Origin of the sequence: Streptomyces sp. NPDC057445, assembly GCF_042802855.1 — a bacterium.
Taxonomy (GTDB): domain Bacteria; phylum Actinomycetota; class Actinomycetes; order Streptomycetales; family Streptomycetaceae; genus Streptomyces.
Genome location: NZ_JBHVDH010000002.1, coordinates 168,593 through 183,556, shown reverse-complemented (window position 1 = coordinate 183,556; position 14,964 = coordinate 168,593). Strand labels below are relative to the sequence as shown.

Below are 14,964 nucleotides of genomic sequence, written 5' to 3'. Positions count from 1 at the left end.
CTCCATGGAGCTCGATCCCAACTTCTGCCTGGATGTTCCAGAGGGTTTCGACGACTCGGACGCCGAGACCGGGGTGCATCCCATGGCCAGGAAGCTGTTCCTCGCCACAACTGCCGCGGAAGCCTTCAAGAAAGCCCATGAGTGGGTGCGGGAACAAAGGATCCGCCTGTCGGACGTGTCGTGGGATTTCTTTCACGACGAGGACGAGCCCTACTGCCTGAGCATCTATTTCGTCTTCGAGCTGGATCCCCAAGACACCTGACCACGCCGGAGGGGAGGATGGGCACCGGCCCTGGGGCGGTGGGCCGACGGGCGCCAGTTCCCCAGGGCGTCGCGGTGGAGGAGGAGGACCTCGGTCCAGGTCTCGTCGAGCGGCGCGTACTCGCGCGCTTCCCGCTCCGGGAGGGAATCGGCCAGCCGTGTCGCAAGCTGCCGGGCGTCGTGTTCGTCCTTGGCGTCCCGGACGACGTAGAAGTGCCTGACGGTCCGATCCGTACCGGTGCAGAGGCGAAACCCCACCATCCACAGATGATCGATGAACAAGAGACCGCTCCCTTCGGCGGCAGAAGGTCGTCCTTCGCTCTTGGGGCCCGTGGCGCTCACGCTAGTGACTGGCCGAAATGCGGCAAAGGGGCTGGATCGACAAACAGCAACGGATTCCCGCCACACGCCTGACGTGGAAAGATCTCGCCTTTGGGGCTTTTGCTCGAAGTATTGGCATTGGCTGAATTCTGTCTATCGTTGATGCCATGCACACCGTGGCAGTTCTCGCGTTGGACCGGGTGCTGGCGTTCGACCTTGCGGTGCCGGTCGAGGTTTTCGGATGCGTCCGGCTGCCGGACGGCCGACGGCCGTACCAGGTGCGGGTCTGCGGAGTGACACCGGACGTGGACAGCGGCACGTACGTCGTGCGGGCACCCTGGGGCCTGGAGGCACTGGCCGACGCGGACACGATCATCGTGCCCGGCCGCGCCGACTACACCAGCCCGCCCGCCGAGGAGGCCATGGAGGCGTTGCGGGCAGCGGCGGCGCGGGGGACCCGGATCGCCTCGATCTGCTCGGGAGCGTTCACCCTGGCCCAGGCGGGGCTCCTCGACGGTCTCGCCGCGACCACGCACTGGCTGGCCACCGGTCCGCTCGCGGAGCTCTACCCGAAGGTGGAGATCCGTCCGGACGTGCTGTACGTCGACAACGGCCGGCTGCTGACGTCGGCAGGGGCGTCGGCGGGCCTGGATCTGTGCTTGCACATGATCCGGCAGGACCTGGGCTCTGCCGTGGCGGCCGACGCCGCCCGCCTGATGGTGATGCCGTTGGAGCGGGAAGGCGGTCAGGCCCAGTTCATCGTCCACCAGCAGCCCCCGGTGCCTCAGGGTTCGGTGATCGAACCAGTTCTCACATGGATCGAGGAACACCTGGGCCAGGACCTTTCCTTGGAGACCATGGCGGCCCGATCCGGGCTGAGCGAGCGGACCTTCAGCAGGCGGTTCCACGAACAGACCGGCACCACGCCCCTGCAGTGGCTGCTGCGCGCACGGGTCCGCCGGGCCCAGTACCTGCTGGAGACCACCGACGACCCGGTCGAACGCGTGGCGGACCAGGCCGGGTTCGGCTCGCCCACCGCGTTCCGCGAGCGCTTCAGGCGAGTGACCGGAACCACGCCGCACGGCTACCGCGCCTCCTTCCGCGGTCAGCGCACGAGCGTGTAGACCAGCCTGCTGCGCGATGCCGGGGTTCGGAGGCTCTCCGGTGATGACGTCGGTGCAGCCGATGGCCGAACGCCCTGGGACGGACCACCACCAGCAGCTGCAGCTAGGGAACGCGGTCCAGCGAAGCCTCCAGGTCGAGTTCGCCTTCGCGGGTCTGTGCGCCGGCCTCCACGGCGGCGCGCATGCGCTCGACCACCGCGTCCGGAGCCGGGTACACCCCGCCCAGTGCCTTGCTCTCCTCGCCGAGCCCCTCCAGCAGGTGCCCGCCGCCGGTCGACGCGGCCCCGACCGCCGCCTTGGCCGCGGCGATCTGTTCCGGGCGCAGCGCCGCGATGCGCCGGGCGAGTGCGTCGACGAAGCCGTCGAGTTCCTCGGCAGGGAGAGCGCGGTTGATCCAGCCGTAGAGCTCGGCCACCTCCGCGTCGAACAGGTTCCCGCCGAGGATCACTTCCAGAGCCCTGGCGCGCCCCACCAGCGGGGGCAGCAGCTGGGTGCCGCCGCCGCCGGGGATGATGCCCAACCGGGTCTCGGGCTGGGCGAGCCATGTCCGCCCCTGGGCGGCGAAGCGCATGTCGAGTGCCATCGCCAGCTCGTTGCCCCCGCCCCGAAGGCGCCCGGCGAGCTTGGCGATCGTCACCTGCGGCAGCGTGCGGAAGCGCAGCATCAGCTTCTGCATGGGATTGAGGAGCGACTCGTCGCCGCCCGTGCCGGCGTTCGGGTTGGCCAGCTCTGCGAAGGTCTCCGGCTTGAGCATGAAGCCCAGGTCGACGTGGGCGGCGAAGAAGTCCGGGTCGGCGCTCTGCACCACGATCACGCGCACCTGCTCGTCCCCGCGGACAGCCCCGGCGAAGTCGTGCAGCTCGTTGATGAGTGCCGTGTCGAGCATGTTGACCGGCGGGTTGTCGAGCGTGACATGAGCCACGCCCGCGTCGATCGTCACGCGCAGACTGGTGTATTCCTCGTACGACGACATCTCGTCCTTCTCTCGGTGGATTCTCCGGCCCGCAGGCCCTCCATCGATCACGCTAGAAGCTGACGTTGACGTCAGAGGCAAGAAGGTGTGACGCACACCATGCCGATCACGGCATCGCCGCAGCCACGGCTTCGCGTCCGCAGGCCCGAGGCCGCGGTCAGCGCACGCGCGCGGCGAACGCCGCGTACGCCTGCTCGTCGAAGAGGACGAACCGCACCTCTTCCACCGACGTCTGCGCGTCCCGCACCGTCTCGACCGCGATGCGGGCTCCGTCGTCCATGGGCCAGCCGTAGATACCGGTGGAGATCGCGGGGAAGGCCACCGTCCGCGCGCCCAGCTCGCCGGCCACCCGCAGGGACTCGCGGTAGCACGAGGCGAGCAGCTGCGAACGGTCCTCCTCGCGGCTGAACACCGGACCCACGGTGTGGACGACCCACTGGGCGTGCAGCTTTCCCGCCGTGGTGGCGACGGCCTTCCCGGTCGGCAGGCCTCTGCCGAACTGGGAGGCACGCAGTTTGCGGCAGTCCTCGAGGATCTCGGGCCCGCCGCGCCGGTGGATCGCGCCGTCCACACCGCCACCGCCGAGGAGCGAGGAGTTCGCGGCGTTGACGATGACGTCGGTGTGCTGTTCGGTGATGTCGCCGCGCACGAGGGTGATGGTGAGGCTGCTCATGAACCCATCATCGCGCGCGGCGTGTCGCGGCGCCGATCATGCACACCGTCGATCACCGCGCGCGCAGATGCCGCCAGACCGCCTTCGCGGCGTTGTGCCCCGACATGCCGTGCACGCCCGGGCCCGGCGGCGTCGCCGACGAGCAGAGGAAGACCGCCGGGTGCGGGGTCGAGTAGGGGAAGAGGGACAGCTTGGGCCGCAGCAGCAGCTGGAGGCCGCTCGCGGCGCCACAGGCGATGTCCCCGCCCACGTAGTTGGCGTTGCGCGCGGCCAGTTGGGGCGGGCCGGCGGTGGCGCGGGCGAGCACACGGTCGCGGAAGCCGGGGGCGAAACGCTCGATCTGCCGCTCGATCGTGTCGGTGAGGTCTCCGTCCCAGCCGTGCGGAACATGGCCGTACGCCCAGAAGACATGCTTCCCCTCGGGGGCACGGGACGGGTCGACGAGGCTCGGCTGGGCGGTGATCAGGAAGGGAGTCTCGGGGGCACGTCCGCCGGACGCCTGGTCGAGGGCAGCGCTGATCTCGCGGGTGCTCGGCCCGATCTGGACGGTTCCGGCACGGCGCGGCGCTTCGGCGGTCCAGGGGACGGGGCCGTCCAGGGCGTAGTCGATCTTGAAGACCCCCGCGCCGTAGCGGTAACCGTCGTACACCCGGCCCAGGCCCGCGATCCGGGCCAGCGCGGTCGGGGACGTGTCGAAGACATAGGCCCGGGCGGGCGGCAGATCGTCGAGGCGCTTGATCTCTGCGCCGGTGTGAATGGCGCCGCCGAGATCCCTCACATACGCGGCGAGGGCGTCCGAGACGGACTGGGAGCCGCCACGCGGCATCGGCCAGCCGCCGGCGTGCGCGGCGAGCGCGAAGACCAGTCCGACGGCTCCCGTGCCGATGCCGTGGAGCGGCGCGATGACGTGGGCGACGAGCCCGGCGAACAGCGCGCGGGCCCGGTCGTCGCGGAAACGCCGCAGCAGCCAGGTGGAGGGCGGGAGCCCGTCGAGACCGAAGCGGGCGAGCGTGACCGGGTCACGGGGCAGCGCGGTGAGCGGGAGGGACATGAAGTCCCGCGCGAGGGTGTCCCACTTGCCGAGGTACGGGGCGACCAGGCGGCGGTACGCACCGGCGTCCCGGGGCCCGAAGGAGGCGGCGGTCTCCGGGACCGAGCGGGAGAGCACCGCGGCGGTCCCGTCGTCGAACGGGTGCGCCATGGGAAGCGGGGCGTGCAGCCACTCCAGCCCGTACCGCGCGAGGGGCATGGCCTTGAAGGCCGGGGAGCCCGCGCCCAGCGGATGCACGGCGGAACAGGGGTCGTGCCGGAAGCCGGGGAGGGTGAGCTCCTCGGTCCTGGCGCCGCCGCCGACGGTGTCCAGGGCCTCGAACACCGCGACCGAGAAGCCCCGGCGGGCCAACTCGGCAGCTGCGGTCAGTCCGTTGGGTCCCGCACCCACGACGACGGCATCGAGCATCGACGGCACCTTCGGACTCCTTCGTCAGCCGATGGCCAAGGCGTCCAGCATATTCGGCGGCAGGGACACTCCGCCGGGGGTAGGGTCCACCGCGATGATCGACATGGTCGAAGCGATGGCGGCGCGGCTGGTGCGGGTACGGGGCGTGTGCGCCGTGGCCCTGGGCGGCAGCCGGGCGCGCGGCGCGCACCGGCCGGACTCCGACTGGGACCTGGGCATCTACTACCGAGGCCGGCTGGACGTGGCGGGCCTGACCGCACTCGCCGCCGAGGTGGCGGGCTCCCGGGTGGAAGTCGCCGGACCGGGCGGCTGGGGGCCGTGGGTGAACGGCGGGGCCTGGCTGTCGGTGGACGGGGTCGCGGTGGACTGGATCCTGCGGGATCTGGACCGTGTGGAGTCCGTATGGGCGGACTGCCGCGAGGGCCGCTACGAGGTGGGCGTCCAGGCGGGCCACCCGCTGGGTTTCTGGTCCCCCGCCTACGCGGGCGAGGTCGCCCTGTGCCGTGTCCTCGCCGATCCGTCGGGCGAGCTGACCGCCCTGCGCGCGCGGACGGCGACGTATCCGGAGCCACTGCGGCGGGCGCTGACCGAAGCAGCATGGGAGGCGGACTTCTCGGTGGCAGCGGCGGCGAAGTCCGTCGGCTCAGGGGATGCCCTTCATGTCTCCCTGTGTCTCTCCCGCGCCTTCGGCGTCCTCGCGCAGTCACTCCACGCCCACCACGGCATGTGGCTCGTCAACGAGAAGGGCGCGCTGACGGCCGCCTCGTCGTTGCCTTCCGCCCCTGCTGACTTCGCCCCCCGGGTGGCCGCGGCACTGCGCGCGCTGGATGCCGACGCCGTCGCCGCGGCGGCCGAACTGGTGCGTGAGACCAGGGCAAGGCTCGTCCAGGCGGAGGGGTGAGACCTGAGCGGGTCCCGTTCGGACGGGCGTTCTCCGGGCCGCATCGTCCGACACGGGCCCTGTGCCCGACCGGCGCACCGGCAGGCGGCCCGGCCCGCCGGTCACCCCCGCCGCGACGCCAGAAGCCTGTGGAGGCGACGGGCCGTCGCCTCGTCACGTGCCGCGGTGAACGGCAGCGCGTTGGCTCCCGTGACACGGAAGCGCTCCCCTGTGAGGGTGAGATCGGTGCCACCCGCCTCGGCGACGAGAAGGAGGCCCGCCGCGTGGTCCCAGGCGTTCTCCCAGGAGAAGGCGACTCCGTCGAGCTCACCGCGGGCGACCGCGAGGTACTCGAGGCCGGCTGAGCCGCACGGACGGCCGTGGACACCCTCGGTGTCCAGCGCGAGGAGCGCCTGCTTCTGTTCGGGGGTGGTGAAGTCCGGGTGGGACATGGCCACTTCGAGGACCGCTCCCGGCTCGGGCGAGCCGGCACGTATCGGGGCCCCGTCCACCCGCGCCCCATGGCCGCGCACCGCGACGGCCATCTCGTCCAGTGCCGGTGCGTACGTCCAGGACGCCAGCACCTCGCCCCGCCGGGCCAGCGCGACCAGCGTGCAGAAGCCGGGGTCGCCGTGGACGAACTGCCGGGTGCCGTCGACCGGGTCGACGATCCACACCGGTGCGTCGCCCTGCAACTCCTCGTACACCGCCGGGTCGGCGTGGACCGCCTCCTCGCCCACCACGACCGAGCCCGGCAGCAGTGCGGTCAGGGACGCCGTCAGATGCTCCTCGGCGCAGCGGTCGGCGACCGTCACCAGGTCGTGAGGGCCGTTCTTCTCGACGATCTCGTGCGCGGCGAGCTGCCGGAAGCGCGGCATGATCTCGGTGGCGGCCGCCTTGCGGACCGCCTCCTCGACCAGGGCAAGGTTGCCGGACGCCCAGGGGTTCCCTGTCGTCCCGGACAGAAACTCTTCGGTCATGCGTCCAGGAAAGCACGCCGCGCTGACATCCCCGCCGACACCCGGCAAAGAGGCGGTGGACCCAGGGCGTACCTCAGGCCACATCACGGTGAACGCCAGGTGTCCACCCAACGGCCTGCCGCATAACCCCGCATGCCGGGCGGGTTCGCCGCGGCCGACGGCACAAGGGCACCGGGTCCCTTGCGACCCCGCGCAGCCACCCTGCGGCCATGCCTCTCCCACCGTGACGTCCCGGCCCCGCCGACGCGGCACGGTCACCGGCTTCCAGGGCCGTCCGCGGCGTGCTCACCGAGGTCAGAAGGCCTGGGGGTGGCGGAAGAGGCGCCCCGGGTCGTAGGCGGCCTTCACGCGGGCGAGACGTTCGGCGTTCGCCCCGTAGTACGCCCGGCGCCAGTCGCGCAGTTGGGGGTCGGTGTAGTTCTGGTACGCCTGGCCGCTCGCCCAGGGCCGCATCGCGGTGTGCGTACCGTCGAGCCAGGCCTGGTGCCGGGCCACGGTGGTCGCGGACGCGTTGTCCGGCCACGAGACTATGTACTGGGCCAGGAACAACGCGTCCCGGTGGACGAACGCCGTGTCGGCCGCCCGGATCCGGCCCACCGTCCCGCCCAGCGCGTCGAGGGCGACGCTTCCCGCGCCGCCTCCCCGGAGGCCGGCCAGCCGTTCCACCCGGGCGAGCAGGGCCTTGATCCCGTCGGCCGGAATGCGTCGGGTGTAGAAGTCCGAGCGCGCCGCGTACGATTCGCGCGCCACCCGGCCCTGGGGAGTACGGCCGGGCAGGCTTCCCTGCTGGTGGGACTGGGCGATGGTGAAGCCCGAGACACCGCCCATCACCTTCATCGCGTCCATGAACGGCCTGGTGCGCACGGACACCGATCGTGCGGGCGCGCCGATGGCGTCGGCCAGGCGGTCGAGACGGTTCTCGAGGTCCCCGCGGCGGCCGAGCGTCAGGCCGCCGACACGGACCGATCCCGGCCGTCCACCCGCCGGAGCGGACAGGTGCAGATTGGCCCAGATCTCGTCGGGCGCGGTGGGCGCCCAGCGCTGCCACTCGCGCACCACCGCCGCGGCCAGGGACCATGGCCAGCTGAGGAAGAACGTCGTGCACTGCGGCGCCGCGTGGGTGCGCAGCCGCAGCTCGGTGACGACGCCGAACTGGGCGTTGCCGCCGCCTCGCAGGGCCCAGAACAGGTCGGGGTCGTGCCGGGCGTCGACGTCACGTATCCGGCAGTCGGCGGTGACGATGCGGGCACCGACGACGCTGTCGCTCGTCAGCCCGTAGGCACGGCTGACCACGCCTATGCCTCCGCCGAGGGCCAGTCCGGAGATGCCCACGGTGGGACAGGACCCGGCGGGTACGGTTCGCCCTCGGGCCGTCAGCCGGTCGTAGACGTCTATCAGTTTGGCTCCGGCGCCGACGGTCGCGGTGCTGCCGGAGAGCGCGACGGAGGCCATCTTCTGCACATCGACGATCAGGCCGGACCCGGAGGACCAGCCGGCGTACGAGTGACCGCCGCTGCGCACCGCGACGGGCACCTGGTGCCTGCGGGCGAACTCCAGGCAGCTGCGGACGTCCTCGGGCCGTGCGCAGTACGCGATCCCGGCCGGCCGCAGCCCGTCGAAGCGGGGGTTGAACAGCTTGCGTGCCACGTCGTAGTCGCGGTTGCCGGGCCGGACGAGCGTTCCGTCCAACTCTCCGGCCAGAGCCGACCAGTCTCCGGCCCGGGGCGGACGGGACGCCCGGCCTGTCGTCACGGCGGGCGTCTGTGCGGCGGAGGCGGCCACCGCCCAGGTGCCGGCGGTCACCCCCGCACCCACGGCAACTCCCGCGCCCAGCAGTCCGCGACGCGTGAACCGGCGGCCCTCCGTGGCCCCCGTCTCCGCACCCGCGCCCGCAGCTGTCCCGTTGCCCCGCCGCGCCGTCTCGCTCATCGACCGTCCTCGCCCTCGTTCGGCATCCGGTGGGGAGGATGTCGAAGAGGCGGTGGCGGTTGCCTGCAGGAGGCGGGCACCGGCCACGGACCGCCCACCGGGGCGCCGTCAGCCCGACGGGGAAGCCGAGGGGGACCCCGGAGCGGTCTGCGTGGGAGGCACGTCGTAGACGTTGCCGGGGGTCACGATGCTGGTGACGGCCTTCGCGAAGAGTGTGCTGTTCTCGTTGCCCTGGTAGTTGTTGTCGGTGTTGCTGAGCACCACCAGGGTCGCCTTCGCCGAGGGCAGGTAGACAGCCACGGTCTGGTAGCCGGGCAGTGAACCGTTGTGTCCGATCCAGCCGTGACTGACGAAGATGCCCAGGCCGTACGCGGTCCCCGGGAAGCCGGTCGGGAGCATCTTCAGCCGCTGTGCCTGGGTGGCGGGCTCGAGCAGCGTGCCCATCGCGAGGATGCGCGCCCAGGCCCGGAGGTCGGACAGGTCCGAGATCATCGCCCCGGCGGCCCAGGCCCAGGACGGGTCCCAGTTCGTCGCGTTCGCTTCCTCGCCGTCGGGTGTCTGCTCGGTGTAGCCCTGCGCATGCGGCTCAGGGAACTCGGCCCCTGCGGGGAAGAGCGTGTGGTCCAGGTGCCCCGGCTCGAGCACCTGCTCCCTCAGGTAGTCGCGCAGGCTCTGGCCGCTCGCCTTCTCCACCACCAGGCCGAGCAGGATCAGGTTCGTGTTGGAGTACTGGAACTTCTGCCCCGGCGGGAAGCCGACCGGATGCTTGAAGGAGTACGCGAGCAACTGTTGTGGTGTGAACACCCGGTCGGGGTCGGAGAGGAAGTCCTTGTCGAAATCCGGGTCATCCGTGTAGGGGTACAGTCCGCTGCGCATCTCTGCCAGTTGGCGCAGGGTGATCCGTTCGCCGTTCGGGACGTCCTTCACGTAGTCGGAGACGGGGTCGTCGAGACCGACCTTCCCCGCGTCCACGAGCCGCAGGAGCGCGGTGACGGTGAAGGTCTTCGTCACGCTGCCGATGCGCATCCGCATCGCCTCCGACATGGCAGTGCCGCTGCTCTTGTCGGCGATGCCGAAGGAACGGACATAACTGCCCTTTCCCGGAATCCACAGCCCCACGATCACGCCGGGCACGCCCGCCTGGCGCATCACCCCCGCGACGGCCATGTCGAGCTGTGCCGCCACAGCGGAATTCGGCGCGCGGACAGAGACGCCGGGAGAGGGCGTCGGGTCGGCCGCCGACGGCGCGCCCGAGGCCGGAGCACCGGTACATGCCGTGACGGCCAGCAGCCCCGCGGTCGCGAGTGCCGCCGCGATCCTGCCGTGTGTCCTGGCCCTGCCCGGACGCCACCCACGCATGCGCAACATCCCAGTGCCTCTTTCGGCCGTGCGGTCGGTGCGACGGCACGCGGACACCCGTCGGGGCGCTGATCCGGGGCGTGCCGGTCACAACGTACGTCCCGCCTGGGCGTCCGATGGCAAGACCGGGCCCGGCACTGACCCGTTCGGCAGCGTGGCGGGGCGGGCTACGCACGCCCCTGTCGGCCGTTCGGACGACACGGCGGGGCATGGCGGCCGGGACTGCTCGGCGCCGCGGACGGCCGGGCGGGGCCGCGCAAACCGGGGGCGGCCCCACCTGCGTCGTCATGCCCGCCGTATGGGCTCGCGCGGTGGCGCTGGACGGCCGCCTCGTACCGACGCGCCGTTGCCGCCGACCGGGTGGCCGGAGCAGGACACGCGCTGCGCGAACCGAGCCGGACGCGCGGTAGGGGCCACCGGCGCTTCGTGCGACGCCGTGGGCAGAGCCCCCTCGCGAGCGGGGCGGTCAGTGCGCCCCGCGCACCAGAAGCAGCAGTGCGTCCGTGAGGTCCTCCGCCGGGGAACCCGTGGCCAGGCGGCGGAGCTGGAGGCCGGTGACGAGGGCGACGGTGGTCGCCGCGAGGCGGTCGGCGTCCGGGACGCCGAGGGCCGTGAGGATCTGCGCGGCAAGACGGTCGTAGGCCGTGAAGCACTCGGCGGCGGCCTCGCGCAGCCGCTCGTCGCGCCCGGCCTGGACGTACAGCTCGAACGGGGCGATGTGTTCGCTGTCGAACGCCGTGCCGCCCGCCTGGGCGGCGAGGGCGGCCGCGCCGTCGATGTCGACGCCCTCGGCCTGGCCCGCGTCGGCGAGTTCCGTCAGCCGGCGCGTCTCCTCGTGCACGAAGTACAGCATCGACTCACGCAGCAGCTCGTGCTGGCTGGTGAAGTGGTACGTGACCGAACCGAGCGATACCTCCGCCTCCTTCGCGATCCGCCGGTTGGTGACCGCGGCGATGCCGTCCTGGCCGATGATGCGCAGGACGGCACCGATGATGCGCTGCCTCGTCGAAGGTATGGACTGCCTGGGCTGCGGGGCCAGGGCGGCGGACTCGCTGGACATGCGGGTCATTGTTCCACCGGCGCGCTCCAGGTGATCAAGGGGTCGGGGTAACGCTCGTGCCAGCGCCGGTCCTCCTCCAGTTGGGCGGCCAGCGAGATGAGCCGCTCCTCACCGCCTGCCGGCCCCAGCAGCTGCGCGCCGACGGGCAGACCGTCGGCCGTGAATCCGGCGGGGACGCTCACGCCCGGCCAGCCGAGGACGTTCCAGGGCCAGGCGTAGGGGCAGGCCGCGGCCATCACGGCATTGGTGCGCCAGGCGCTGAGGCCGTCGAAGGTGCCGATGCGCGGCGGCGGCGCAGCGGTGGTCGGGGTGAGGATGACGTCGTACGAGTCGAACAGGGAGCCGATCCGCTGGTGCTGGCGGGCCTCGCGGGCGCGGGCGGCGCGCACGACCCGGCCGCCGAGGAGGCGCCCGTTGCGCAGGGCCGTACGGGTGCGGGGGTCGAGGAGTTCGGGCTCGGGGTGCAGGGCGGCGAGTTCGGCGATTCCCGCGGTGCCGCGGGGGACGAAGCCGAGGCCGATCAGCCCGTAGCGGGGCCGGGCCTCCTCGACGTGGTGGCCGAGGCGGGCGAGGGCCTCGGCGATCTCGTTCACGGCCCGGCGGATGCCCGGATGGGGCTTGGTGCCGGTGAGGGTCAGCGGAGGGCGCCAGGCCAGCGCGATCCGGAGGGTGCCGGGATCGCGGCGCGCGGCGGCCGAGGCGTCGATGGCGTCAGGCCGGTGCAGGTCCTCGGGATGGGAGCCCTGGACGACGTCGAGCAGCAGCGCGGCATCGGCGACCGTACGGGCGAGCGGCCCGTTGACGGTGAGGCCCTGGAAGGCGTCGGTGTGAGGGTGGACCGAGACCCGGCCGCGCTGCGGTTTGATGCCGACGAGGTGGGTCCACGCGGCGGGGATCCGGATGGAGCCGGCGCCGTCCGAGCCGAGGGCGGCGGGAACGAGCCCTGCGGCGACCGCGGCGGCGGATCCCCCGGAGGACCCGCCCGGGGTGTGGTCCGTGGACCACGGGTTCCGGGTGGCGCCGAAGGCGGGGCCCTCGGTGAACGCCCACTGGCCCAGTTCGCAGGAGTTGGTCTTGCCGACGATGACGGCACCGGCCGCACGCAGCCGGCGTACCACCTCACCGTCGGCGCGGGCGGGCGCGAGCTCCCCCTGGCAGCCGAACAGGGTGGGCAGCCCCGCCACGTCGGTGTCGTCCTTCACGGCCATGGGTACGCCGAGCAGGGGCAGCCGCTCCCCCGCCTCCAGCCGGCGGTCGGCGTCCTGGGCCTCGGCCAGCGCGGCCTCTGCCCGCACGTGGCGGAAGGCGTTGAGCACGGGCCGGCTGGCCTCGATGCGCTCGAGCGACGCCGTGACGAGCTCTGTCGCGGTGGTCCGGCCCTCCCGCAACTTCCTTGCCTGCTCGACGAGTCCCGCGAAATCGGTTGTAGACATGGCCACCCAGCGCTCCCTATCGTTCGTTCGAACGAACAGAACTGGAGGGTAACCAGATGCGCATCACCGGATCAACTGTTCTGCTCACCGGTGTCACCGGCGGTATCGGCACCGCCCTGGCCGCCGAACTCGCCGCGCGTGGCGCGAAGTTGATCCTCACGGGGAGGCGGGCCGAGGCCCTGGAACCGCTGATGGCGCGCTACGGCGCCCGGGGGATCGTCGCCGATCTGGCCGACCCGGGCGACGTCGAGCGCCTGGCCCGCGAGGCCGCCGGCACCGAGATCCTGATAGCCAACGCCGCCCTGCCCTCCAGCGGCGAGCTCCTCGACTACACCCCGGACCAGGTCGACCGCGCCCTGGCGGTCAACCTCCGGGCCCCGGCCATGCTGGCCCGCCTGCTCGGCCCTGCCATGGTCGAGGCGCGGCGCGGCCATCTGGCCTTCGTCGGGTCGATGTCCGGCAAGACGGCGACGAAGCACTCGGCGCTGTACAACGCCACCAAGTTCGGCCTGCGTGGCTTCGTGCTCGGGCTGCGTCAGGACCTGTACGAGCACGGGGTGGGCGTCTCGATCGTGCAGCCCGGGTTCGTCCGGGACGCGGGCATGTTCGCCGAGACGGGTGCCGAGCCCCCGGCCGGCCTGCGCACGGTCTCGCCGCGCCAGGTCGTTGCGGGCGTCGTCCGCGCCGTCGAACAGAACCGTGCCGAAGTCAACATCGCGCCGTTGGAGATGAAGGTGCTCACCGCGATCGGCGGCCAGTTCCCGGGCTTCTCCGAGCGGGTCCAGCGCCGCGCGGGCGGTGCCGACCGTACGCTCCGCCGCGTCGTCGACGCCCAGCGCGACAGCCGCTGAGCGGAGGTGGGCCCCGCGGCAGCCTGCCGCGGGGCCCTGGTCACGGCCCGTCAGATGTCTTGGCGGGTGGGTGTCCGTCCCATGGGTGTCCGTCGCGTGGATGTCCGTCGCGTGAGTGTCCGTCCCGTGTGTGTCTGTCACGCTCGGGCAGCATCAGCAGCGTGTACAGCAGCATCGATGCCGCCAGGCCCACCGCCCAGCCGTAGTCCGCGAGCGGTTTAAGGAAGGGGATGAGGCCCTCCTCCGGGAAGGGTCCCTTGCCCTCCTGGGAGTGCGAGCCGCCCACCGCCAGGACTCCGCCCACCACGAAGGCCAGGACGGCCCGCCAGTTCCAGCCGGACGAGTACCAGTAGCGACCGCCGGGGCGGTAGAGGTCCGCCAGGCTCAGACGGGTGCGGCGGATGATCCAGTAGTCGGCGATGAGGATGCCCGCGACCGTACCGAGGAGGCCGCCGACCAGACCGAGCCAGGTGAAGATGTAGAGCTCGGGCGTCGCGGTGAGCTTCCACGGCATGATGAGGACGCCGACGATGCCCGTGATCAGCGCTCCCGTACGGAAGTTGATGAAGCGCGGGGCCAGGTTCGACAGGTCGTACGCGGGTGAGACGACGTTCGCCGCGATGTTCACCGAGATCGTCGCGATCAGTACGGTCACCAGGGCGAAGAGCAGGCCGAAGACGTTGTCCGTCTTGGCGGCGAGCTGGACCGGGTCCCAGATCGGCGCCCCGTACACCGCCTGGGAGCCGGAGGTGACGAACACGGACAGCAGGGCGAACAGCGTCATGGTCGTCGGCAGTCCCAGCGTCTGGCCCCAGACCTGGGCGCGCTGGCCGGCACCGAAACGGGTGAAGTCCGGGATGTTGAGCGAGAGCGTGGACCAGAAGGCGATCATCGCCATGAGGGAGGGGAAGAAGACCTCCCAGAACTCGGGTCCCCAGCCGAGCTTGGAGGGCTGGTCGAGAAGCGGGCCGAAACCGCCGGCCTTGATCGCGATCCACACCAGCAGCACGAGCGCGCCGACGATGACGAACGGTGCCGCCCAGTTCTCGAACCGCCGCAGGGTCTCCATCCCGCGGTAGATGATGGCCAGTTCGAGCACCCAGAAGATGACGAAGCAGAGCCAGAGCGTCCAGGGCTGGCCGGCGATCTCGGCCGCCCGTGTCCAGCCGCCGAAGATCTTGCCGAGCAGGATGAAGATGCCCTGCCCGCCGATCCAGGTCTGGATGCCGAACCAGGCACAGGCGACCCCGGCCCTGATGAGCGCCGGGAGATTGGCCCCGCGCAGTCCGAAGGAGGCGCGCGCGAGCACCGGGAAGGGGATGCCGTACTTGGGGCCGGCGTGGCCGGTGAGCAGCATCGGCACCAGCACGATCACATTGGCGAGCGCGATCGTGAAAACGGCCTGTTTCCAGTCCATGCCGATCGCGACGAGGCCCGACGCGAGCAGCCACGACGGGATGTTGTGAGCCATGCCGACCCAGAGGGCGGCGAAGTTGTAGGTCGTCCAGTGCCGCCCGGCGACGGGCACGGGCAGCAGATCGCCGTTGACGAAGAGGCCCTCGGCGGGGACCGCGCCGGGGGCGAGCTCCACCCGGCCCTGGGCATCGGTGATCTGTTCGGAGTCGGGGGACGAGGGGGCCGGGGGAACGGTCGCGGTCATG

General features: G+C 71.7%; 14 protein-coding genes. 4 read left to right on the top strand and 10 right to left on the bottom strand.

Going from position 1 to position 14,964, the window contains the following annotated elements; genetic code table 11:
• The first annotated feature begins 4 nt into the window (after positions 1 to 4).
• On the top strand, positions 5 to 262 hold the full coding sequence (locus ACFU5O_RS05685; protein ID WP_384236794.1) for a hypothetical protein: 258 nt from the start codon (positions 5 to 7) through the stop codon (positions 260 to 262).
• On the opposite strand, the gene ACFU5O_RS05680 is transcribed toward ACFU5O_RS05685, so the two are convergent.
• Positions 226 to 543, bottom strand: a complete 318-nt coding sequence (locus tag ACFU5O_RS05680; RefSeq protein ID WP_384236793.1) for a hypothetical protein — start codon at positions 541 to 543, stop codon at positions 226 to 228. The genes ACFU5O_RS05685 and ACFU5O_RS05680 overlap by 37 nt on opposite strands.
• A gap of 206 nt (positions 544 to 749) precedes the next feature.
• Here ACFU5O_RS05680 and ACFU5O_RS05675 point away from each other — a divergent pair, with 206 nt between their 5' ends.
• Entirely contained in the window at positions 750 to 1,706 is a 957-nt protein-coding gene (locus tag ACFU5O_RS05675; RefSeq protein WP_384236791.1) for a GlxA family transcriptional regulator, read from the top strand.
• Between the two features lie 103 nt (positions 1,707 to 1,809).
• On the opposite strand, the gene ACFU5O_RS05670 is transcribed toward ACFU5O_RS05675, so the two are convergent.
• From ACFU5O_RS05670 to ACFU5O_RS05660, 3 genes are all read right to left on the bottom strand, one after another.
• Positions 1,810 to 2,679: an enoyl-CoA hydratase/isomerase family protein gene (locus ACFU5O_RS05670; RefSeq protein WP_384236789.1), complete on the bottom strand. Its 870-nt coding sequence runs from the start codon at positions 2,677 to 2,679 to the stop codon at positions 1,810 to 1,812.
• Between the two features lie 157 nt (positions 2,680 to 2,836).
• On the bottom strand, positions 2,837 to 3,352 hold the full coding sequence (locus tag ACFU5O_RS05665; RefSeq protein WP_384236787.1) for an O-acetyl-ADP-ribose deacetylase: 516 nt from the start codon (positions 3,350 to 3,352) through the stop codon (positions 2,837 to 2,839).
• A gap of 52 nt (positions 3,353 to 3,404) precedes the next feature.
• On the bottom strand, positions 3,405 to 4,820 hold the full coding sequence (locus ACFU5O_RS05660; RefSeq protein ID WP_384236785.1) for a phytoene desaturase family protein: 1,416 nt from the start codon (positions 4,818 to 4,820) through the stop codon (positions 3,405 to 3,407).
• An 85-nt stretch (positions 4,821 to 4,905) separates the two neighbouring features.
• On the opposite strand from ACFU5O_RS05660, the gene ACFU5O_RS05655 reads away from it, so the two are divergent.
• Positions 4,906 to 5,712 (top strand): nucleotidyltransferase domain-containing protein, encoded by an 807-nt coding sequence (locus ACFU5O_RS05655; protein ID WP_384236783.1) that lies wholly within the window; start codon positions 4,906 to 4,908, stop codon positions 5,710 to 5,712.
• 101 nt (positions 5,713 to 5,813) lie between these two features.
• Here ACFU5O_RS05655 and ACFU5O_RS05650 read toward each other — a convergent pair whose 3' ends face one another.
• The 5 genes from ACFU5O_RS05650 to ACFU5O_RS05630 all read right to left on the bottom strand — a co-directional run bounded on the left by ACFU5O_RS05650 (position 5,814) and on the right by ACFU5O_RS05630 (position 12,452).
• Entirely contained in the window at positions 5,814 to 6,671 is an 858-nt protein-coding gene (locus ACFU5O_RS05650; protein WP_384236782.1) for an inositol monophosphatase family protein, read from the bottom strand.
• A gap of 294 nt (positions 6,672 to 6,965) precedes the next feature.
• Positions 6,966 to 8,600 carry an FAD-binding oxidoreductase gene (locus ACFU5O_RS05645; protein ID WP_384236781.1) on the bottom strand — a complete coding sequence of 545 codons (1,635 nt, stop codon included), beginning with the start codon at positions 8,598 to 8,600 and terminating at the stop codon, positions 6,966 to 6,968.
• 108 nt (positions 8,601 to 8,708) lie between these two features.
• A complete protein-coding gene (locus ACFU5O_RS05640) occupies positions 8,709 to 9,959 on the bottom strand; it encodes a serine hydrolase domain-containing protein (RefSeq protein WP_384236779.1) in 1,251 nt (416 codons plus the stop codon).
• A 466-nt stretch (positions 9,960 to 10,425) separates the two neighbouring features.
• Entirely contained in the window at positions 10,426 to 11,019 is a 594-nt protein-coding gene (locus ACFU5O_RS05635) for a TetR/AcrR family transcriptional regulator (RefSeq protein WP_384236777.1), read from the bottom strand.
• A gap of 5 nt (positions 11,020 to 11,024) precedes the next feature.
• Complete coding sequence (locus ACFU5O_RS05630) at positions 11,025 to 12,452, bottom strand: amidase (RefSeq protein ID WP_384236776.1); 1,428 nt, start codon at positions 12,450 to 12,452, stop codon at positions 11,025 to 11,027.
• Positions 12,453 to 12,508: 56 nt separating this feature from the next.
• On the opposite strand from ACFU5O_RS05630, the gene ACFU5O_RS05625 reads away from it, so the two are divergent.
• Entirely contained in the window at positions 12,509 to 13,303 is a 795-nt protein-coding gene (locus tag ACFU5O_RS05625) for an SDR family NAD(P)-dependent oxidoreductase (protein ID WP_384236774.1), read from the top strand.
• Between the two features lie 40 nt (positions 13,304 to 13,343).
• Here ACFU5O_RS05625 and ACFU5O_RS05620 read toward each other — a convergent pair whose 3' ends face one another.
• Positions 13,344 to 14,963 (bottom strand): NCS1 family nucleobase:cation symporter-1, encoded by a 1,620-nt coding sequence (locus ACFU5O_RS05620; protein WP_384236772.1) that lies wholly within the window; start codon positions 14,961 to 14,963, stop codon positions 13,344 to 13,346.
• Between the last annotated feature and the right edge of the window lies 1 nt (position 14,964).